The following is a 22,603-nucleotide window of genomic DNA, read 5'->3' on the forward strand; positions in this document are numbered from 1 at the left end:
CAATTGTTTCTTATTTTGAGCTATTCTCGAGCATTTCCACATAGTCAATAGCGACACATAGGGAAATGGCTAAATCGGCATAAGTATTTTCATAAACGGTAACAGTATAGGTCGATGTTAGATGGAAGAGTTCCTTTTGAATCCTAGCAACTACCTGATCTTGACTATTAAGCAGTTGAAAATCCAGGTCCCAAATATTCCCCTCTATTCGCAAGCCAAGATTATCGACATCATACTTATCACGAAGAAAGGTTAATTTTTACGAATGTAAAAACTCGAACCACCCTGTAAATCCACCGTAAATTTGGGTAAGAGACTAATAGGCTCCTTGGTGATATGACTGATCTCACGACCATCCTCGCCAAAAATCGTAAAGGTCTTTGGAACCTTAAAAAAGGATCCTTCGACCTGGTAGGCAACTCTACCTTGATCATCCTTGATATCAAAGCGTTCACCACCCAATCGAAACTTCTGTTTGACAAAATAGGTTTTCATAAGCTACCTCCAATAATGTCATACATACATTCATTCAAAAAATACTAAAAGAATAAAAGACAAGACCACTAAACGAAGGGCGACGTGAACCGCGGTACCACCTTCATTCAATGACCTTGTCATTCTTATTTTTCTTAAATTGTAAACTTTGAGTAGCAAATAATCCCATCCGTCCATGGCTCGCAGCAACCGCCATTTTTCTGTATCCGAAGTAATGATTACCTTTCTCAAAGGGAAGACTCAGAGTTTCCTAATATTAAAACTCCTCGTTACTTTCCATTTTAACGTGTTTTAGGTCTTAGGTCAAGTTGATAGCAACATTATCAACTCTAACTTGTGATTTATTTGCTAGAGCTTGAAGTTGAACTTGATGAAGCTCCAGAACCAGTCACATACTGGTCAAGAATTGCACTAAAGGACTTATCGACAACCTTAACATTGTATTTTTTAAGAACCTTGGCAATGACTGAGTTAGTGAAGTTAGTATCAGCTTTCTTACCATTGATGATAACCTTAGTCAAATCATCCTTGTAGTTTTTCCAATCTGCATTTTTATCAGATTTTGAAACAGTCTTAACGATGTAATAAGTAGCTGCACCTGTTGAACTGTTTGAAACTGTGACTACATCAGAAACAGCATTGGCATCTTGTTTGAAAGCTGCTGTCAAAACGTCTGTTGGGAAGTCTTGAGATGCTGAGTTAACTGTCTTAGAGTTCACTTCCAAGCTATTATCTTTAGCGACTTTTGAGAAGTCTGCGCCTTCTGCTTTAGCTTCAGAGTCAACCTTATCAGCTACTGCCTTATCAGTTGTTGAAACGACTTGAACTTCTGTATTTGGTGTGTAGTTGTCATAAGCAGCCTTGTAGTTTGCTTCTGTCAAATCTTTTTGAGCTGCTTGGTTAACAGCATACTCAACCAATTTTTGCGTACGGATTTGTGTACGATATGACTCTTCTGTTTGACCATAAGCTGCAAGAACTTGTGAGAATTGTTCTCCATACTGTTCTGAAGCTTGTTTGTAGGCCTTATCAACGTCTTCTTTGCTGACCTTGCTACCGTATTCTTTTTCAAGAGCTTTTTGCAAGGTTGCACTCAAAACACTTTGTTGCGTTTGGCTGCTACCTTTAAGTGAATCAAACACATCACCAACAGTGACAGTATCACCCTTCATAGATACCAAAGTTGTTTCTTCAGTTGTTTTGTTCCCAAGAGAAACATATGTAATCCCTGCACCAACAAGAGCTGAGACAGCTACAAGGGCAAGTCCTCCAAGGAAGCGGCCACCTGAGCTTGGTTTGCCAGCATCACGTGTTTTCTTAGTCTTAGCACGTTTAGCTTTTTCTTTTGCTTTTTCACTAGCGAGGGCGATGCTTTCCTCTTCTTCCTTTTGGCGATCAAGCTCCTCTTGTTCTGCGTCTTTGTCTGCTACAACCTCTTCAACAGTTTCTTCAGTTGACTCAAGGTTTTCATTTTCTTTAGTCATTCTATCTACTCCTTAAATTGTCAATATCTTTGTTATTATACCACACTTACTTAAATATTGCTTAATCTGGCAAGATAATATTTTCAGAATTTTTCCTAAGCATAAGAAGTCCGTCACTCATGGGTACCAAACTAGCAGTCAAACCAGGGTTATCTAAAGTCGCATCAAAAAGACGATGCAGACCACGGTAGATGGTGCGCTGACCACGACGGACTTCCATGATGTCTTTAGCGATGTCCCCTCCTTGGAAAATATCATCAAAAACGATAATCCCTCCTACCTTGAGGCGCTTGAGGATTTCTGGTAGAAAGACGATGTATTTAGACTTGGCTGAGTCCATAAAGACAAAATCATAATCGGTGTCTAAGTCTTGCAACACCTCAGCAGCATCCCCTTCAACCAAGGTAATTTGTTGGCGGCTGTCATACTTGGCTAGATTGTCCTTGGCAAAGCCAATCATTTCTTCATTTCGATCAACGGTTGTAATCTGAGCATTCGGTGCATGTTCTGCCATAAGAAGGGCTGAAAAACCGATAGCTGTGCCGACCTCTAGGATTTTCTTAGGCTGCAAGGTCTGCAACAAAAATCGGAAGTAGGCGACAACCTCAGGCTGAATGATAGGAATGTTCTCCTTACGAGCAAAAGCTTCTAATTCAGCCAAATGTCCTGTATTTTCCTGAAGATGCGTTTGCATGTAGTCTACGATATCCTTGTTAACTACTGGGCGACGCATATTGTGATTTGCATTTTTACTATATGATTTAACCATGTGTCTTATTATATAAAAAATCCCTAGCGAGTGCTAGAGATTTTGATTGAAGACCAAGTCTTTTTAAGACTTTCCTCAGCCATAAAGGTCATAAGACTCCTTCAAGGCCTATACCTGTTTGTTCAAGAAAGATCATCCTGATCAGAATGATTTTCTCTTATTGGAACTTCTCTTTAAGAAAGGTGAACACCTTTTTCAACCAAGGCTTCTAATTCCACTAAGCGGTCTTCAAAGACCTTGAAGGCAGCATCCAAGTAGTCGGTATTGGTCATATCAACACCAGCTTTCTTGATGACTTCCAAAGGATAATCTGAGCTACCTGCCTTAAGGTAAGTGAGGTAAGCTTCCTTATCTTCTTCAGTACCGTGAACGATTTTCTCAGCCAAGTAGCTTGCCGCCGCAAATCCTGTAGCATATTGGTAGACATAGTAATTCATGTAGAAATGCGGAATACGTTCCCACTCAAACTGAATCTCGTAGTTATCTTCAGCTTTAAGGTTATAGTATTTCTCATTGAGGTCTGCATAAAGCTTGTTCATAAAGTCTGCTGTCAAAATTTGACCTGATACATCCGCTTCGTGAATAGCATGTTCAAACTCAGCAAATTGAGTTTGACGGAAAACAGTTCCCTTAAAGCCATCCAAGAAGTGGTTGAGGATGGCAAATCGTGTCTTGTCATCTTTAACTTCTTTAAGAAGTGTTTCTGTTAAGATATTTTCATTAGTTGTTGACGCAATTTCCGCCAAGAAAATTGGGTAATCCCCATAAACATATGGTTGGGTTTTACGTGTGAAGGTTGAGTGCAAGCTATGACCAGTCTCGTGAACCAAGGTAAAGAGATTGTCCAAAGTATCTTGCCAGTTCAAAAGCATGAAGGCATTGGTATCATAGGCACCACCTGAGTAGGCACCAGAGCGTTTCCCTTTGTTAGGGTGAACATCAATCCAACGTTCCGTAAAGGCTGCATGAACCCCTTCACTATACTCTTCACCAAAGATAGCCAAGACTTCTTCTGCTTTCTTGAGGGATTCTTCATAAGTGAGAGCAGTCTCAGTCTCAGAGAGTGGCGTATAGACATCATACATCTTAAGCTCATCAAGTCCCAAGACCTTCTTACGCAAATCTAGGTAGCGGTGTAAAAGTGGTAAATGTTTGTGCACTGACTCCAAGAGTGAGTCATAAACACTTTCTGGAATAAAGTTAGCCGCAAGCGCTGCATGACGTGCTGAGTTATAGTGACGTACTTTAGCTTGGTAATTGTGAACCTTGACCACGCCTTGGAGGGTTTGTGCATAGGTATGTTGGAACTGTTCGTAGGTTCCATACATCGCTTCATAAGCTCCCTTACGAATGTCACGGTCTTTAGACTCCATGAGCGTGATAAAGTTACCATGTGTCAACTCAATCACATCCCCTTGACCATCTGATACCCATGGGAAGAGGATATCAGCGTTATCCAAGACATTAAAGGTCTCTGTTGGGCCATTGAAAATATCTCCGGCTGCTGCCAAAAGACCTTCTGCTTCTTGTGAAAGCACATGGTCTTTGTTGGCCAAAAGACGTTCGAAATAGTGGTCATAAAGACCAAGACCAGGTTCTTGTTCTTTGAAGGCTGCTAATTTTTCACCATCCAAAGCCATAAATTCAGGCTCAAAGTAAGCAAAGGCTTCACTCAACTGTGAATAAAGGTTTGAAGCTTTAGCTTGGTATTCTTGATAAAGACCAACCGTTGTGTCTTGGTCATTTTTCATTGACGCATAAACGTAGATTTTTTCCAAACGACGCATCAAACTCATATAAAGTTCTGTAGCCTCAAGCAAATTCTTGGCTGAGTCCAAGAGGTGACCAGCAAAGGCACTAGATTTCTTAAGACCCTGAACAGTGCTTTCATATTCAGCTTCCCAAGCAGCGTCCGTCGCAAAAATGGTGGTCAAATCCCATGTATATTTTCTTCTAAATGACTTCGATTGTCTGACATAGTATTCTCCTTAATTGTGTCTATACTCTACTATTTTAGCATAAAAGGTGGGAGGGTAGAGGGTTTGCCTGTAAGAAAAATCCCTTTTTCGATAATATTGCTTAAAAACCTTTTCAAAACCATCAAGCTCTAGTCTAATTTGTACGAAACCTTGCTTGGATTCTGGAAATCGCACTTGTGGAAAGAAATCTTGGTCGGACATGTTCAACAAATTCATCCCCTTAAGGTAAGCTGTCTCCTGTCTTTTCATCCACCTTGGATTTTTGCCCATCAACTCTCTTTGAATCAAACGTGAGACCTTCCTTCGTTGAGGTACTTGATAAGTCTCCACCTTCCTTGCCTGATAGGGAAAACGTAATATGGTCATGAGATTTTCGGTGAAGGACCAAGACTTGGTTAAATAATGAGCCTTTCCAAAAATATCCTCATAGATGAGATACTTGAGTCTAATTTCCTCTCGCTTCCAATCGAGCTCCCAGAGGTGGAAACCTATCTTAGCTGTAAAATAAAGAAAATCACGCTGTAGATCTGTTAAACGCTGTCCTAGCCACAATTCTTCCCCCAAAAGCCAACGCACCTCGTAACCTATTTGATGGTAAGCTAAGGTTCGCTCTCTGAGACGTTTCTGTGACAAACGAGAACATTGGACTTCCAGAGCCAGGGAATCTCCAACGAATAAATCCGCAATCTGGCCCAACTCAGGTATCACCTTTTCAATGCACACTTTTTCGCCATGATTGTCCAAGGACTGATACAAAGCGGCTTTTAGGGATAAATGTTGGGCCGATTCGTTTTCTGAGAAAAACTGACAACCCTGCAAGGATTTGTGGGCAAAATGCGGGCACATCACCTGTCCCTGTCTCAACATTACAATTCCTTGACAGCCAGGGCACCTATAAATTTTCTCACGGTTCAACCCATTTTCAAGAGCCGAAACCAAGAGGCCTTCCTGATTTTTAGCAATTAACATGACTCTCTCCTTTATGCACTCTATTACTTATTCGCAAAAGATGTCATAAAATGAAAAAAGCATCTAGATTTCTCTAGATGCGTCCCCCATTCGAATTGAAACTTGCTCCCTGCTGCATGGAAACATAGGTTTATAGGTGTATTGCTTACCTTAGGTTACAAGTGCCGCTCAATCCATTTGAACTCTTTTCAATCTTTCAATTTCTAGAGGTAAATCCCCCAATCTACCCTGAAATTAGAAGCTGAAAACAGTCTCTATCCCACACGACTATTGAAAATAGCCAATGTAGCACAGACAGATGCTCTCACAAACATCTGGTCAAATTCCGCCACTGGAACATCATCCTAATATGCTTATCACCCTTTTGTTCCTAACTCTCATCAAGGACTTAATCCCTTTAGTCAATAATAAGATAAAACAATTTTTAGACTTGGATACTTACCATCCAAAATCCTTATTTACTAACATTGAACCACCATTTCCCTAGGTGCAGTTCAATACCAACAAACGCAAAACCGTGTTGGTCCAAAATGGTCTCTAGCTTCAAAGTATCCCGAGATTGATAGTCAGTCAATCTAATAAAGCTTTCCCTCAAGCTCTGTATAGCAGGCAGTCATCCTGCTTTCAAGATACTAATCTCTAGATGAGTACTGGCTAAAATAACCACTCTCAAAACATACTACCTATCTTAGGCTTAGTCCACCTTCTGATAAGTATATGCAGTTGCTGCTTTATTTTCTCTCCCTCTTCGTTTCCGAAGAGTAGCCTCTACCGATTCTGCTGTTTTTGAATCTGTCGTTTGTCTCTACACGGATTAAAAATACCGCTAGCTCCCGCTACGATGATGCTGATGTTTTAAATAGATTAATCTAATTTGTTTGCTGTTCAAATCTTCTCTTTTTAAATCATCACAATGAAACATTGGAATTTGATAACTTAGAATTTTGAATTCTAAGATAGTCCTTTTTGACTAGGGAGTCACCCTGTCAAAAAACAAACTCTTCCTAACAGTATCTATTATACTGTATTATAATTTTTTGTCAATTAATTTATTTCATATTTTTTGAAAATATTTTTTAAACAGCTAATTCAAAGATAAGAAGATACCCAAAACCACTATAACAAAGGCATTTACAGGGGTTGTTGAAAAATTAGAAAACTTTTGTTTCTTGCACCTTTTTTTATCTGTTTGGATGATATTCAGTAATTATCAGAAAATTTCATATTTTTTATAACCAATCTCTCTAATCATTTCTTGCATAAAAAAACTAGGAAAATCATCTTCCTAGTTTTCTATAATTTATCTTAGTGTTTACGTTTATAAGTTGAGATACCAAACAAGGCCAAAGCTGATGTCACCATAGCTGCACCTGCTGCTGCAGAAGCTGCTGTTGATTTTTCACCAGTAGATGGAAGAGCTGGAGCTTCTTCTTTTACAGGAACTGATGTTGGTGTTACAGATTTAACAGATTTTGGTTCTGTTGGAGTTGTTGGTATTTGTGGTTTTGGTTTCTCTGTTGTTTTTTCAACAGATACAAAGTTCTTGTGGTAAGTAACTGATACTGAAACTGTATTTGGAAGAACTGGTTTATTTGGTTCTTCTGGCAATTCAGGAACAACTACAGTTGAGTTTGTTGCGAACCAGTAAGCTGTTGGAACATTGAGGTTATTTCCGCTTACGATAAAGTCCATTGGTTGACCTTTGAAGATTGTTGCAGCTGCACCATAGTAAGCATTCTTCGTACGAGGTGTTCCATCTGGATTGATAGCATCCCAACCTTCATCAGTCACTTCACCAGTTGTTGGATCTACTGTTGGGTCACTGTTAAAGCGAGCACCATTAGCCACAAATTCGTTATCATTGCTTGCATACGCATAACCATCTTCATGCAAAGTGATAGATGAACCAGGGATTTGGACATATTCGTTTCCATTCAAACCAACTTTTTCGATGTGGTTTCCAAGTTCAGTGTTCCAGTGGTTAAGTGATGAGATACTCAAAACTGATCCATTCTTAGACAAGTCAAGTGGTGTCACTGATGACTCAGAATCAAAGAAGTTCAAGTTCATCTTAACATGAAGTTTTTGTTAGTGTCGTCAGTTTGTGAACCAATGAAAAGGGTCTTAGTTGGATCGTGGTACAACTTAACAATAGCTGAACCATCTGTACTTGGTGCTTCTACCAAAGTGTATGTTGCAACGATTTTCTTAACTGGAGTACCATTGTATGATGTTCCGTTAAGGTTGTTGTATGTGACAGTCAATGTTTGACCTGTAGCCATCTTCAACCATACATCTTCAGTATATTCACCGTCAGCATTAATAGTATATTGTGAACCATTAGCAGCACTGAAATCGCTTGGAAGGTAGCGAGATGTGTTGAACTGTTGAAGAATTTCATCTACTGAATGACCTGATTGGATGTTTTTATCCAAGTAGTCAACAGAACCAGCTGAATTTTCAACAGTCATTGCGGCATTAGCCTCTGTTTGATAAATCAAACCAGTCGCATTTTCTGCCAATCCTTTTGTCAAAAGACGAGCTGTTGTTCCACCAGTATATGCTTTGTATGATTTTTCCCAAGCAGCATAAGCAAGAACGTCTTGGTAGTATTTATCCAATTGTGTCTTGTAATCTGCAAGTTTTTGTTTATAGTCAGAAACAGCCGTTGTCAAAGCTTTTGTTTGCACTTTGTTGTCATTGTTAGCTGCTTCAACACTAGCATGTTTAACACCAGCTTCTTCAGTTGCTGTGAATCCTCCTGTAGCGACAACATTTGCTTGAGCAGATGTAAGCGCCGCATCAGCTTCTTCACGTGTTAATTTATTTTCAGAAACGACTGTAGTTGAAGCTGTTTGTGCATCTTTAGCTGCTTGTTCTTGAACAGCCTTAACATCAGCAGAATCTTTTGATGCAGCTGCAGTAGTTTTTGCAGCTTCAACTGCATTATCAAAGTCAGGGTTTGAGACTTCAGCAATAGCTTTAGTTGTTGTTTTTACAGTAGTATCTGTTTCAGTTGTTGTTGTTTCCTCTGTTCCAGGTACAGTTGTAACAACTGCTGCATCCCCTGTTGTCTTAACAAGATTAGCACTTGATTCTGCAGTCGCATTTGAGACTGTGGCATCAGTATCTGTAGCTACTGTGGCATCTTTAGCTTCATCTGCGGCTGCTACGCTAGTAGCAGCAAGTCCTGCAAGCAATACACTTGAATATAATGTTGTTTTAAATGGGTTGACTTTCATTTATACTTTCTCCTTTTCGGTTAATGCTTTATTAACCAGTTTTACTTAACCGTTTAATATACTACCGTGATTTTTAAATTTTAGCAATAGATTTATGAAAAAAAACTTATGTATTTGCTACACACTTTTAAAATATGACACATTTTTGTTATAATTTAATCATTTCTTTACAATTATCCTAGATATGTATAAGAAGAAAGTACCATTTCTTCATTTAATTTTTACAGTTGTCGGGCTCTCCTCAGAGATAACGATTAGAGTCAAAACGAATCCCTAGAGACTCAACCTCATCTAAAGCTCTTATTCTTCTTGATAAAAGAACAGAAAAACTACCTTTAAGGCCTTGACTTTAATAGCTTTTCGTCGTATGCTTGAAAAAATGTTAAGAAAGTTGGGGAATTTTTTCAATGACAAAGAAAGAAGTTAGGACACTGCTCCTTTTAGGGATCAGTATTATTTTTGCGAACCTCGCACTTCGTTTGATGTTCAGGCCCTTGCCTGAAAATTTAGCCTATCTTATTAAAACGCTTGTTCTTGGGTGTGGATGTTACTTCCTAGTACATAGGCGACTAGGTTTAAAAATCAAATCCACTCAAAAGATAGGTCTGGCTGAAACCTTACGTGTTTGTTGGTTGATTATTTTAGCTGACTTTATCTATATTTCTGGGGGAGCTTTGGGTATTAGTAAGGCACCTCATATGATTGGTACCGCCTTGATTGTCGCCTTAGGAGCCGGTTTTTTTGAAGAATATGTTTTTCGTGGACTCTTCCTTAAACTCGCCTTCCAAGATGGTATTAGGTCTTCAAAACAAATTTTGGGGGCCGTTCTCTTATCAGCCTTATTTTTTGGATTGGCTCATCTAGGAAATCTCACCCACCAACCTTTGGATGCTACCCTGTTTCAAGTTTACTATGCCTCGGCTATCGGCATATTCTTTGCTGCTATTTACCTACGCACAGGTAGCCTCTGGTGGACTATCATTCTGCACTTTTTGGTTGACTTTACCAGTGTCCTGATGTCACAATCAACGCAGGCTGCTCCAGCTACAAGTATCTGGCATTTCATTCTCTGGTTACCACTCATTGCCATCGGACTCTTCCTCATTCGACCTAAAAAATTGGATGTCATTAGACGTCTTAGTAACTGACACTTTATACAGCATTTCAAAAGTTAGACAAAAAACTAACTTTTGGAGTGCTTTTCTTTTATCGAAATCCCTTCTTCCAACCCTCTCAATCCTTACTCTTCCTATAAGACTTGGCTTCATAAAAATTTCATATCAGGTCTTCATTGATTCCTATCAGGATTTTACTGATATTAGACTTCTCATTTTGTTATAATATAGGTCACAATCATGTTTTTAAAAAGGGGATGCTTATGAATTTTCAACAATGCCGCTATGTTCAGACTATAGCTGAAACAGGGTCTTTTAGTAAGGCTGCTAAGAAACTCTTTTTGACGCAACCCAATCTTTCAGCATCCATTCGTGATTTAGAGGAAGAACTGGGAGTTCTACTCTTTGAGCGCTCTAATACAGGAGCCAAACTGACTGATGATGGCCATGATTTTCTCAAATACGCCAAACGTATCCTTGGAGAGCTAGATCTACTAGAAGGACGCTATCGCAAGTCCTTCAAGAAATCGTTCACTATTGCCAGTCACCACTATGATTTTCTATCCCTTCCCATGGCTCATATTGCCAAACGCTTTCGTAGTGATTATCAAGAATTTCAACTAATTGAAACAACAACCAGAAAGATTCTCAAAAGTGTGGAGAGTTTCGAAAGTGACTTGGGGATTATTTACCTTGATGAAGACAACGCCCACATCCTAGAGCGTAGTTTCAAACACATGGATTTGGCATTTACTCCGCTTGGGGAGTTTGAGACTAAGATTTTCTTGGGGCGTCAACATCCCTTGGCCAAGAAAAAATCCCTAAATCTCAAGGATTTAGAGGGCTATCCACAGGTCCGTTTTCGTCAGGAAAGTTCTGGTATTCACTTTGATGAGGACCCTCTGGAGGTTCTACCTGACCAACAGGTTATCTACAGCAATGACCGAGGAAGTGTCATGAATTTGCTCTGTGCCTCTGATAGTTATGCTTCTGGCCTTGGTATTGTCAACAGTTTTATCAAAGACCAGATTGTCCTAATCCCACTTAAGGACAGTCCCAAGCACACTTTGGGAATTGTGACCAATAATAAACAGAAAAAATCTGCAATTATCCAAGCATTTATCGAAGAAATTCAAGATAGCTTACTACCCCACCACTAAGGAGATGAAAATGGAATTTCAAACACTTAACAATGGCATCAAAATCCCCGTACTCGGTTTTGGCGTCTGGCAAATTTTCGACCAAAAGGAATGTCAAAAAGCTGTAGAAGATGCTCTTTCTGTCGGCTATCGTCTGATTGATACAGCCAGTCTTTACCGTAATGAAGAGGCTGTGGGACGTGCCATTAAGGCATCTGGCATCCCTCGTGAGGATATTTTCCTAACCAGCAAGGCCTGGATTAGTCAGCTTGGCTACGAAGATACTAAATTAGCCCTAAAAGAGACCCTCCGCAAACTAGATACTGACTATCTTGATTTATATTTGATTCATCAACCTTTTGGCGACTTACATGGTGCCTGGCGTGCTATGATTGAGCTTCAGCATGAAGGACTTATTAGAGCCATCGGGGTTTCTAACTTCTCAACAGGACGTTTGGCGGACTTTGCCTTGCAAACTCCTGTTGTTCCAGCAGTCAATCAAATCGAGTTGCATCCCTATAAACAACACAAACTTATCCAGAAAGCTGATAAGGAATTTGGTACCCTAACACAAGCCTGGGCTCCTTTTCACAGAGGAGAGGATGGTATTTTTCAAGACCAAACTCTGACTGCTATCGCTGAAAAACATGGTAAGACAGTTGCTCAGGTCATTCTCAGATGGCAAACCCAACAAGGCATTCTGACCATTCCTAAAAGTACCCATATCGAACGGATGAAGGAAAACTTTGATAGTTTTGACTTTCACCTAGACCAAGCAGACCTTGATGCTATCAGTAAACTAGACCGATACCCTGATGCCTATGGTCCTGATGAAAGTGTAGAACGTATTAAGCATTTATTGAAATATAGTGTATAAGAAAACGAGTTCGACTGAACTCGTTTTAATGTTAAAAATGTCTTATTTAGATTGTCCTTGGGTAAGTAGGAGCACCCTTTAAAATTCAAAATAGGGAATGGAACAGAAGCCTTATTATTCAAAAGCGCTTCGTCATCCTACTTCTTCTTGAGGAAATCGCAAAAAACTAAATTGTTTTACCCAATCACACTTCCATTTGGAACAGATGGATCCACTGTCAAGACAGTGAGTTTGCCATCATACTCTGCGGAAAGAATCATACCTTGGCTGACATATTTCTTCATCATCTTACGTGGTTTAAGGTTAGCCACGATTTGGAGTTTCTTGCCGACCAATTCTTGTTCATTTGGATAGAATTTAGCGATACCTGAGAGGATTTGACGGTCTTCACCGTCGCCAGCGTCAAGACGGAAGCGAAGCAATTTGTCTGAACCTTCGACTTTTTCTACTTCTTTAACTTCAGCGACACGGATTTCAACCTTGTCAAAGTCGTCAAATTTGATTTGGTCTTTTCAGACTTAAGTTCAACCTCTTCTGGGTTCCATTCCTTCTCTTGAGGTTTGCCTGCGTTCATTTGAGATTGGATGTAGGCAATTTCTTCGTCCATGTCAAGACGTGGGAAGATTGGAGTTCCTTTTGAAACGACTGTGACATTTTCTGGTAAGCCTGAAAGTTCTAGATTTTCAAGGTCAAACGTTCCTGACAATCCGAGCTGTTCCATGATGGCATTTGAAGTGGTCATCATGAATGGTTGGATGAGATGAGCCACCACACGAAGACTAGCTGCCAAGTGAGCCATCACTGCTGCCAAGTGTTCCTTGTCACCATCCTCTTTGGCAAGTACCCAAGGAGCTGTTTCATCGATATACTTATTGGTACGTGAAATGATATTCCAAACGGCATCTAAGGCGCGTGGGAAATCTACAGCATTCATTTGTTTATGGAATTCTTCGATATTTTCAGCCACAACCTTAGCCAAATCAGCATCAAAGTCTGTAACGTTCTCAACATAGGCAGGCACTTTACCACCGAAATATTTGTTAATCATGGCAACTGTACGGTTGAGGAGGTTTCCGAGGTCGTTAGCCAACTCATAGTTGATACGAGCCACATAGTCTTCTGGCGTGAAGGTACCATCTGAACCGACAGGAAGACTACGCATGAGGTAGTAACGAAGTGGATCAAGACCAAAACGTTCTACCAACATTTCTGGATAGATCACGTTTCCTTTAGACTTAGACATCTTACCGTCTTTCATGACAAACCAACCGTGGGCAATCAAACGTTCTGGCAATTTAATGTCCAACATCATGAGGAGGATTGGCCAGTAGATGGAGTGGAAGCGAAGGATGTCTTTTCCGACCATGTGGAAGACAGTTCCGTTCCAGAACTTGTCAAAGTTGCCATGCTCATCCTGACCATAACCAAGAGCAGTCACATAGTTGAGAAGAGCATCCATCCAGACGTAGACCACGTGTTTAGGATTGGATGGGACTTTAACCCCCCCAAGTGAAGGTTGTGCGTGACACGGCTAAGTCTTCCAAACCTGGCTCGATGAAGTTTTTAAGCATTTCATTAAGGCGACCATCCGGAGTGATAAAATCAGGATGCGATTTGAAAAATTCTACCAAGCGGTCTTGGTATTTACTGAGACGAAGGAAGTAAGATTCTTCAGATACCCATTCTACTTGGTGTCCTGATGGAGCAATACCTCCCGTTACATTTCCATCTTCGTCACGGAAAACTTCCGACAGCTGACTTTCTGTAAAGAATTCCTCATCTGATACTGAGTACCAACCAGAGTATTCACCCAAGTAAATATCATCTTGAGCAAGTAAGCGCTCAAAAACTTGTGCCACTACTTTTTCATGGTAATCATCAGTCGTACGGATGAATTTGTCATATGAGATATCAAGTAATTTCCAGAGTTCTTTGACTCCAACTACCATACCATCCACATAGGCTTGTGGTGTGATTCCTGCTTCTTCAGCTTTTTGTTGAATCTTTTGGCCGTGTTCATCAAGCCCAGTAAGGTAGAAGACATCGTAGTTCATCATGCGTTTGTAACGTGCCAAGACGTCACAGGCAATGGTTGTATAGGCAGAACCAATATGCAATTTACCAGATGGGTAGTAGATAGGTGTTGTGATGTAGAATGTTTTTGTCATTTTAATTTCCTTTCATGTGTTAACAAATGGGCTAACACTGATGATATAACATCTTATTATAGCACGTTTTGGACACTAAAAAACCAGACTAGCTGGTTTTAAAGCATATTCATTCAGAAAAATCTGACAGTTACTTGTTACCTCTCTTATAACGCTTAACTGCCTTTTGGTAGTTGGCATCTAATTGCTTAGCATCCTTGCCTGAAAGACGCTTATAGCTCCGCTTTTCGATGGCCTTTCCTTTTTGTCAAATATGATTACCGTCAACTGATTACCTTTAGCCTCATAACTGATTTTTCCCTCACTTCGTCGCTTATAAAGATCAATCAGCTTTTTCTCCATTTGATCGATGTCCTTTTGGCTGACAAGTGCACTGGCCTTATAGTATTTTTGAACAATGCTATGAACTTCCTTTTGGTAGTCTTTAGGAGTCACTAAGGGCTTAAAAGTCCTAGACCAAGCACTAACCTTATAGTTTTTCCCGTTTCGAAGTCAATAGGAGACACATTGTCAAATGACCCATAACTACTCTCAAAGGTATAGTAAGTGTACTCTTTAGCTTCTTGGTCTTCAACACGCATAAAATCCTTTAGCTTTGTTCCTTCATAACCAGGTTTACCGTCCATCCAGGTCTTGGTCGTACTGTTATAATACTTAGACGTTTGCAATTGGTAAAGACCATCAGCTATTTTCCCTGTGTGATGCCTCCAAAACACATAGCCTCCACCCATTAGACCTAAAATTATTAGGATTCCGGCAAGGCCTTTGACTAAAAAACGATGCCCTCTAAATTTTGAACCTGCATTAGCTGATTTTTTGTACATATTTTTCTTTTTCCTCTTCATTGTCCACTGTTTAATGATTAACTGAAAACAACTATCTTTTATTGTAGCAAAAATTATGGAAATATTTCTGTGATTATTTTTATAAAAGAAAAAACCAGACGAGCTGGTTTTTGTTCATTTCACATTTAACTAGGAATGAAAGAGTTTTTTATCGGCTCTAACATCACGCTCATATTCGTAATCTAGTTTTTTCTCTTCTTCTTTTGTTAGGCGTTTAAAGACTTTTTCTTCTGAAAGTTTGCCTTTTTTATCATAGATAAGGACAATAATTTTATCGCCATCAACCTTATAGTGAACCGTCTCTTTAAGAGATTTTTTATAATCCTTAATGTAGACTTTTTTACTATCGTCAATATCAGATTTAGTGGTATATTCGTCCACTTTATAACGATTATCTACAGCCTTCTCAACGACTTTTGTGTAATCGGCCAAAGACATTGTTGGTGTGAGCGTTCTAGACCAGTTATCAAGACGGAAAGCTTTTTCAGTATCATAGTCCGTAAAGTCAACCAAGTTAACCGCACCAGCCAAGGTGTAGTTATAAAATTTCAACTGATCGCCTTTAACTTTAACAAAGTCACCGTCTTTTAACTTACTTTTCTCATAGGATTCCATACCATCAATCATCTTTTTCTTGTCCTTATCATAATATCGATAAGTCTCTATTTGATAAGTTCCCTCTGAGATCTTACCTCCCTGTAGGTGGATATAGGCATAGCCACCAAAAGAAAGGGCAAGTAGTACAACTGCTCCAATAACAGAAGCAATAATAATTTTAACCTTCTTAGATAAGCCTTTTTTAGGTGCCACAACTGGTGTCCCTTGTCCAGTCACTGGCCCACTCACCTGAACTTGTGGCTGGCTGTTCTCTGCCACAGGCTCTGAAGTTACAAATTCACCGTTAGCTTTAGCCTGTTGAATTTCTTCCTCGCTTGGTTTGCGATTATTGATTGTTTCAAAATAATCTAACCATTCTGTTTCGTTCATAAAAGTCCCCTTTTTTCATTGATACTCCTATTTTACCAGAAAAATGCCAAAAATCTATTTGACTATTTTCATAAAAAGAAAAACAGTACCTGACTTTAGGCCTGATACTGCTTTATTAGACTTATGAATGTTAAATTCTATCAACGCTCTTTTTACTGCTACTGCTAGAGTTTGATTTTGAATCGCTACCATAGTCGTCACTATAGCCGTAACCATAGTCACTTCCATAGTCACTTCCATAATCACTACCGTAACCATAACCATAATAGTCTTTGAAGTCATCGTATTGATCGCTATAAGACTTCAGCTCTTTCTTATAATCCTTGACAGCGTCTTTATAATCATCCCAACGTTTGTCTGCATCAGATTTACTTAAACGTTTAAGGGTAATACGTGACTCAAGCTTTCCTTTTTTATCATAAGTAGTCAGAGTGTATTCATCACCATGTTTGACATAAGTACGTTTTTCCTTCAAGGTATCTTTATATTCTCTTGTTGTTTTTTAACGACTTTGTCAGCTGCCTCTTTGGTATAGAAGGAATAGTCTTTTCTCATCTTTTTCATGAAGTCTTTTGTGGCATCTTCGACTTGATCCGCATTTAAAACTTGACTTTGTGTTTTATTCCACGGATCAAATACCTGAGGAACATCCATCTCATAGTCTATCAAACTAACATATGATTTATTGTCACTCTCTAATAAATTGTAGGTTCTAGATTGATTATTCTTTACAATTACAAAAGACTGCACGTCCAAACCTTCGTCCTTGTATTCATCTAAGCCATCAACCATTTTATCTTTGTCTTCATCATAACGAGAGAGAGAAACGACTTCATAGGTCCCATCTACAATTTTTCCTGACTGATAACGCCATAATGAATAGCCACCAACAGAAAGTAAAATCACTGCCACAGCACCCAAGACTGATGCTAGAATAATCTTAGCTTTTTTTGACATTCCTTTTTTCACTGGCATGGCTTGTTGGAAGGTTGCTGTTGTTTGGGCAAACTGAGGCTGTTGCGTCATAGAAATAACAGGTTCAGCTGGTTTAATTTTCTTGGCTCATTAGCCTGTCCAGTTGCTCCAAAGACATTAGGTCGCTCAAGAATAAACTCCCCTGCTGCTTGAGCTTGAGCTAATTCTGCTGGACTTGGTTTGCGACCGTTGACTAATTCAAAGTACTCAATCCACTCTTGCTGGTTCATAATAATCTCCTTTTTATTGGTCTACAAGTCTATTGTACCAAAATTAATGATGAAATAGTATTTGACAATTATCATAAAGCCTGTAAGTTTTTTAATAAACCGTTAGGCTATGATTCTCGATAGTAAAGAACTGCTTGGTCGGTTTAGGTATCAGCGCCAGATGGCATAATCTCCATAATGATCCCAGCCCTTATGATGCTCCAAGGCATACTCATAATCCCTATCATAACCACTTTTGAGTTCTTCGGCTTCCTCTGAGCTTAATCGTTTAAAAGTTCTACGCGACTCAATATGTCCATCATCAGCATAAACAGTCAGAACGAGACCATTAGGACGCTTTTCATAAGTTCTTTTTTGCTTCAACATTTTTTATAATCGTCTACACACCTCTGGACAGATACTTCCTTTACTCTTGAATACTCCTCTCCCTTTTTAGAAATCTTATCAATATGAGAAATCACTAGAGCTTTATATTCAGAGACTGTTAGATCCTGTTTCAAAGTCCCAGTACGTGGGTCAAAAGTCTGTGGGATCTTTTCATCGTGCTCAAATGGTGAGACAAAAGGTTCCCCATCCCCCCACAAAAACATAATAAAATTGAGATTTCATATTCTCAACAACTATAAAATCCTCATATAAGCTATCATTATTCTCTCCTCGCTCAGTCCAATTTATCAATTCATTGGAATATGCCGATTTAGCCTCGTATTTTACCATCTGATAGGTGCCATCCGGAATATGGTTCTCTTGATGCTTCCAAAATTCTCTCTCTCCTATGGCGATTAAGACTGACGCAACAAGTCCAAGAAATAAGATGATACCAATCTTCCATTTTTTTGCCTTAGTCATACTTCTCCCCTCCTTATTGGCCTATTCTTCAATACTATTTTACCAAAATAAGGGAAAAGCTAGTGACAGGATTGCAAAGGAAAAGAGCTTGAAAATATCAACTCTCAAACCTCTTTCTTACCATCTACTTTTTAACATCCTCAGCACCAATGACTGGGTATTCAGTCAATCCTGATGCTACTTCTTCAGCCTGGTCTGATCCTTCTGATTTTTCCTCAAGATCAAACTTAGGTGCATCTTTTTCATAAGCATTAATGATGTCAGCTACGACTGGGTGACGGACGACATCACTGGCAGAGAAATGAACAAAATCAATGGCCTTGATACCCTTCAATTTTCCATAGCATCAATAAGACCTGACTTAACACGACGTGGAAGGTCAATCTGGCTCATGTCCCCATTGACAATCATCTTAGAATTAAAGCCAAGACGCGTTAAGAACATCTTCATCTGCATGATGGTCGTATTTTGCGCCTCGTCAAGGATAACAAAAGCATCTTCAAGGGTCCGACCACGCATATAAGCGAGTGGCGCAATTTCAATAATTTCACGTTCCATGAGACGGGTCGTCTGCTCTTTACCGAGGATTTGATAAAGGGCATCATAGACAGGGCGAAGGTAAGGGTCTACCTTTTCCTTAAGGTCTCCTGGTAAGAAACCAAGACTTTCGCCTGCCTCAACAGCCGGACGGGTTAGCACAATACGTTTCACCTGACCACGCTTAAGTGCTGTGACAGCTAGGGTAACTGCTAGAAAGGTTTTTCCTGTACCTGCTGGACCAATCCCAAAGACCACATCATGATTTTTAATACTATCAACGTAGACCTTTTGTCCCAAGGTCTTCACTCGAATTGGTTTACCACTATTGTCCTTGATAATTTCTTCTTCATAAAGGGCAACAAATTTGTCAATCGAACCATCCTGAGCCATGGTTAGAGCTGCCACAACATCTGAAGTGTTAACCAGCATCCCTCGCTCCACTAAAACGAGGAGAGCTTGAATGGTTAAACGTGCCAATTCAACGCTTTCCTGATCGTCTCCAAGAATTTGGACACGCTCTGTTCTAGCATGAATGATAAGGCCCAAGTTATCTTCAATGAGTTTTAGATGACGCTCATTGGTTCCAAAAAGCGACAAGACATCATCTGGGTGATTAAGGGTAATTTCAACAGAATACTCTTGCAAATAGAGTTCCTCTTTCTTAAGTATTTTTATCCATTATATCAAAAAAATCACGCCAAGCGTGACTTTTTATCATTCTGACTTATTCATTAAATGACACGTGAACGTGATCATAGTGGTTTTCAGTAACGCTACCACGATCTGGCATTTGGTTCCATGTGTTAGCTGGTCCGTAGATATTATCTACTGGTGCGTAGAATTGTTGTCTGTAGATGACATATGAGATACCTGCATTTGAGATATTGTCTACAGCATATTGAGCGACTTGATTACCAACTTCTGAACCAACTGGTACCATAACGTCAACGGCAAGTCCTTTACCATGGTCTTGAGGATCACCTTCACGGTAACCACCGATATCAGTAAGACCGAATTTTGATGCTACATCTTGACGGAAAGCTTCAGCTTGTGGTTGAAGGTGTGGATCCGTTGGAAGTGTGTTTGTTGAAGCAGGTTGTGCTGCTGGAGCCTCTGAAGCCGCTGGGGCTTCTGAAACTGCTTCTGATGTTGCTGCTGGTTGCTCTGCTGGAGCTTCTGAAGCCGCTGGGGCCTCTGAAGCTGCCTCTGAAGCCGCTGGGGCTTCTGAGCTGCTTCTGATGTTGCTGCTGGTTGCTCTGCTGGAGCTTCTGATGTTGCTGCTGGTTGCTCTGCTGGAGCTTCTGCAGGCTGTGCTGGTTTTTCTTCAGCTGCTGGGGCTGGGGCTTCTGCAGGTTTTGCTTCTGCTGATGCCGTTACATGATCAATGGCATCGGCAACTGGTTGTTCAGTATCTGCGTAAGCTGGTGCTTCAGATGCTGAAGCGATAGCTTCTGTCACTTCTGAAACAGCTTGTGTTGATTCTTCTGTAGCAGGAGCAACTGTAGCCGTTGTGTCTACTGAATCAACAGGAGCAGACAAATCTGTTGTTGCTACAGCTTGTCCGTTTACTGTTACTTCGTTAGTTGTCAAGTTAGCCTCTGCAACAACAGATGCATTTGAAGTTTCTGAAGCTGGTGTTTCAACTTTAACTGAAACTGCTTGGTTATCAGCGTTGTAAGTTGTTGTCAAGACTGTTCCAGGGAAAATCAAGTCAATGTTTGTGATTTGGTTGATATTAGCCAAAACATTTACATCGATTCCCATTGCTTCTGCGATACTACCCAAAGTGTCACCGTATTGAACAGTGTAAGTTTGTTGGTTATCACTAACAGCGATGTCGGCTTTGATTTGATCCACTGAACGAGCAGTCCAATTAGCGACATCATCAGCATGTACATGACTAGCAGCAAAAAGTGAAAGAGCTGCGGTCGAGTATAGAAGTGCCTTAGTTGTTTTTGATTTTGATAACATGTATAAATTCATTCCTTTTTTAACAATTTTAACACTTACAATAATACCATACTTCTAGTCAAAAAAGTGGCAAATTATTGCACTTTAAAGCAATTACTAACTAGTTGTAATACGCCTAATTTATTGAAAAAAAGCTGAGACATTTGTAAAAAATGTAACAATTCATTCTCCCTCAACTGCTGTTTTCTTGAAAATGTTTTTGTCAAGATAGGTCTGTCCTTTAATAGAGATTAAACACTATTAATGCGCTAGATAGTCTTCCCAAATATGATCAAATTGACCTAGATTGAAAGAGAAACTAGCCTGATCTTCCAAGTAGCGACTCACCTCTTCAAAGTCATCAGTATGTTTAGGAAAGGTTGAATCGTCAAACGCCAAGTCAGCTAAAATGGCTACTGGTTCATTGGATTTAGGGTTACGTTGCGTCATCAGCCAAGTATAAAAAGATTTTCTCATACTTTCTCCTAACTGATTAATTCTGTTCCGAACTGATCTTGTTTGATTTTTTTAGCCTTCATCAAACCACCCAAGGCCTTTTTAAATTGCCCCTTTGAAATACCAAAGGTTGCCTTTATATCTGCTGGTGATGATTTATCGTTTAGAGTCATAAAACCACCGTTGCTTTCTAGATAGGTCAAAATCATTTGAGCATCATTTTCAAGCATCTCAAAAGAACGTGGTTTCAAAGACAAATTCAGGGTACGATCGACCTCACGAAAACCAATCACACGGGCTTCAAGGACTTGACCCAAACGTGGCTCAGCATAACGTTCTGACGGATGGATGAAGCCAAGCATGTTATTTTCTGGTAGGTAAACAAAGGTTCCTGAGAGCTTGAGACGATAGGCGATAGCAGGCCATTTTTGATTTTGCATATTGTCATAGGCAGGCCCAGCCATACGTTGAAAGACTTCAGGTTCAGCAGGAAGCCCCCAAATACGGCCTTTTTATCGACGTCTAGTTTGATGTAGAGTTTATCACCCTTTTTAGGCCAAAGCTCTTTGAGTTCCGGCAGCACATCAAGAGAGACGACAATTTCCTTATCTGGGATTCCCACATCCACAAAGACACCTAAATCCTTACGAACCTCAGTGACTTCTCCCCAATCATAAGAATCACGAGTTGCCTTAATTTCCTTTTGTGTCAAACGTGATTTCTGCTTGCTGTCAGTGTAGGCAAAGCCTGTTACCATGTCACCAATCGCATGATTTCCTTCATTTTTAGCCAAAGCAAAGGTCACGCCATCCTTTTGGACAAAGTAAAAGCGATCATTTTCATCAGTTACTAAGGAAGTAATGATGGTTCCAAGTAGTGTATTCATATTTTTCCTCAAAAAGAGAGCCGGACAAGGAAGCTAACATAGTCCATGCTTTTTGCTTCTGTCCCACTCTCCTTATTTTTCTATTGATTAAACAGTAAGGAGTTCTTTTTCCTTTTCTGCTGTCATGCTGTCGATTTTCTTAACAGCATCGTCTGTTGCTTTTGGATATCCTTTTCAAGACCTTTCAATTGGTCCTCTGTGATTTCCTTGTCTTTTTCTTGCTTTTTAGCTTCATCCATAGCATCACGACGGATGTTACGAATAGCGATTTTAGCATTTTCACCAACTTTTTTAACTTCTTTAGCCAATTCCTTACGAGTTTCTTCTGTAAGTGCTGGGATAACCAAGCGCACAACAGAACCGTCGTTTGCTGGGTTAATACCAAGGTCAGATTCGTTGATGGCACGTTCGATATCAGCGATTGAACCTTTATCAAACGGTGAAATCAAAAGAACACGTGCTTCAGGAACAGTGATTGAAGCCAATTGATTAAGAGGCGTTGGGGCACCATAATATTCGACTGTGATGCGGTCAAGAAGTGACGCATTGGCACGGCCTGCACGGATTGAACCAAATTCGCGAGCCAATGACTCATGTGAGTGGGCGAAGCGTTCTTTAGCTTTTTCAATAATTGCGTTTGACATAATT

12 protein-coding genes and 9 pseudogenes are annotated in these 22,603 nt (G+C 39.9%); 3 read left to right on the forward strand and 18 right to left on the reverse strand.

The genetic code is table 11. The features are described from left to right. Positions 1-10 precede the first annotated feature (10 nt). From HSISS2_RS06240 to HSISS2_RS12205, 7 genes and pseudogenes are all read right to left on the reverse strand, one after another. Positions 11-495: pseudogene (locus HSISS2_RS06240) on the reverse strand (LURP-one-related family protein). A gap of 341 nt (positions 496-836) precedes the next feature. Next, a complete protein-coding gene (locus HSISS2_RS06245; RefSeq protein WP_008533914.1) occupies positions 837-1,979 on the reverse strand; it encodes a peptidyl-prolyl cis-trans isomerase in 1,143 nt (380 codons plus the stop codon). Positions 1,980-2,040: 61 nt separating this feature from the next. After that, positions 2,041-2,748, reverse strand: coding sequence for an O-methyltransferase (locus tag HSISS2_RS06250; protein WP_021145927.1), 708 nt, complete (start codon positions 2,746-2,748; stop codon positions 2,041-2,043). A 173-nt stretch (positions 2,749-2,921) separates the two neighbouring features. Beyond that, positions 2,922-4,726: pseudogene (gene pepF, locus HSISS2_RS06255) on the reverse strand (oligoendopeptidase F). 10 nt (positions 4,727-4,736) lie between these two features. Continuing rightward, a complete protein-coding gene (locus tag HSISS2_RS06260) occupies positions 4,737-5,696 on the reverse strand; it encodes a competence protein CoiA (protein ID WP_021145929.1) in 960 nt (319 codons plus the stop codon). A gap of 1,305 nt (positions 5,697-7,001) precedes the next feature. Then, positions 7,002-7,388, reverse strand: a complete 387-nt coding sequence (locus HSISS2_RS11850) for an LPXTG cell wall anchor domain-containing protein (protein WP_240472069.1) — start codon at positions 7,386-7,388, stop codon at positions 7,002-7,004. Beyond that, positions 7,386-8,938: pseudogene (locus HSISS2_RS12205) on the reverse strand (GbpC/Spa domain-containing protein); the annotation flags it as partial. The pseudogene HSISS2_RS12205 and the gene HSISS2_RS11850, both read right to left, overlap by 3 nt. A 407-nt stretch (positions 8,939-9,345) precedes the next feature. Here HSISS2_RS12205 and HSISS2_RS06270 point away from each other — a divergent pair. The 3 genes from HSISS2_RS06270 (at position 9,346) to HSISS2_RS06280 (ending at position 12,069) form a co-directional block, all read left to right on the forward strand. Continuing rightward, complete coding sequence (locus HSISS2_RS06270; protein WP_021145933.1) at positions 9,346-10,086, forward strand: CPBP family intramembrane glutamic endopeptidase; 741 nt, start codon at positions 9,346-9,348, stop codon at positions 10,084-10,086. 230 nt (positions 10,087-10,316) lie between these two features. Continuing rightward, entirely contained in the window at positions 10,317-11,213 is an 897-nt protein-coding gene (locus HSISS2_RS06275; protein WP_021145934.1) for a LysR family transcriptional regulator, read from the forward strand. Between the two features lie 10 nt (positions 11,214-11,223). Beyond that, positions 11,224-12,069 (forward strand): aldo/keto reductase, encoded by an 846-nt coding sequence (locus HSISS2_RS06280; RefSeq protein ID WP_021145935.1) that lies wholly within the window; start codon positions 11,224-11,226, stop codon positions 12,067-12,069. A gap of 176 nt (positions 12,070-12,245) precedes the next feature. Here the strand turns inward: HSISS2_RS06280 and metG are convergent. The 11 genes and pseudogenes from metG to frr form a co-directional block, all read right to left on the reverse strand. Next, positions 12,246-14,237 (reverse strand): annotated as a pseudogene (metG, locus tag HSISS2_RS06285) (methionine--tRNA ligase). A 434-nt stretch (positions 14,238-14,671) separates the two neighbouring features. After that, positions 14,672-15,061: a hypothetical protein gene (locus tag HSISS2_RS06295; protein WP_021145939.1), complete on the reverse strand. Its 390-nt coding sequence runs from the start codon at positions 15,059-15,061 to the stop codon at positions 14,672-14,674. Between the two features lie 150 nt (positions 15,062-15,211). After that, entirely contained in the window at positions 15,212-16,069 is an 858-nt protein-coding gene (locus HSISS2_RS11860; RefSeq protein WP_021145940.1) for a hypothetical protein, read from the reverse strand. A 130-nt stretch (positions 16,070-16,199) separates the two neighbouring features. After that, positions 16,200-17,274: pseudogene (locus tag HSISS2_RS10955) on the reverse strand (hypothetical protein). A 150-nt stretch (positions 17,275-17,424) separates the two neighbouring features. After that, positions 17,425-17,640 carry a hypothetical protein gene (locus tag HSISS2_RS11865; protein WP_021145944.1) on the reverse strand — a complete coding sequence of 72 codons (216 nt, stop codon included), beginning with the start codon at positions 17,638-17,640 and terminating at the stop codon, positions 17,425-17,427. A gap of 180 nt (positions 17,641-17,820) precedes the next feature. Further along, on the reverse strand, positions 17,821-18,123 hold the full coding sequence (locus HSISS2_RS11870; protein WP_240471999.1) for a hypothetical protein: 303 nt from the start codon (positions 18,121-18,123) through the stop codon (positions 17,821-17,823). A 124-nt stretch (positions 18,124-18,247) separates the two neighbouring features. Beyond that, positions 18,248-19,308 (reverse strand): annotated as a pseudogene (locus tag HSISS2_RS06325) (PhoH family protein). Positions 19,309-19,387: 79 nt separating this feature from the next. Further along, positions 19,388-20,634: pseudogene (locus tag HSISS2_RS10960) on the reverse strand (LysM peptidoglycan-binding domain-containing protein). Between the two features lie 240 nt (positions 20,635-20,874). Next, the gene (locus HSISS2_RS06335) at positions 20,875-21,090 is read right to left on the reverse strand and encodes a YozE family protein (RefSeq protein WP_004183949.1); all 216 of its coding nucleotides are present in this window, start codon (positions 21,088-21,090) and stop codon (positions 20,875-20,877) included. Between the two features lie 8 nt (positions 21,091-21,098). Further along, positions 21,099-21,955: pseudogene (gene cvfB / locus HSISS2_RS06340) on the reverse strand (RNA-binding virulence regulatory protein CvfB). 87 nt (positions 21,956-22,042) lie between these two features. Continuing rightward, a pseudogene (gene frr, locus HSISS2_RS06345) lies at positions 22,043-22,599 on the reverse strand (ribosome recycling factor). Positions 22,600-22,603 lie beyond the last annotated feature (4 nt).

Origin of the sequence: Streptococcus sp. HSISS2 (assembly GCF_000448665.1) — a bacterium.
Classification (GTDB): Bacteria; Bacillota; Bacilli; order Lactobacillales; family Streptococcaceae; genus Streptococcus; species Streptococcus raffinosi.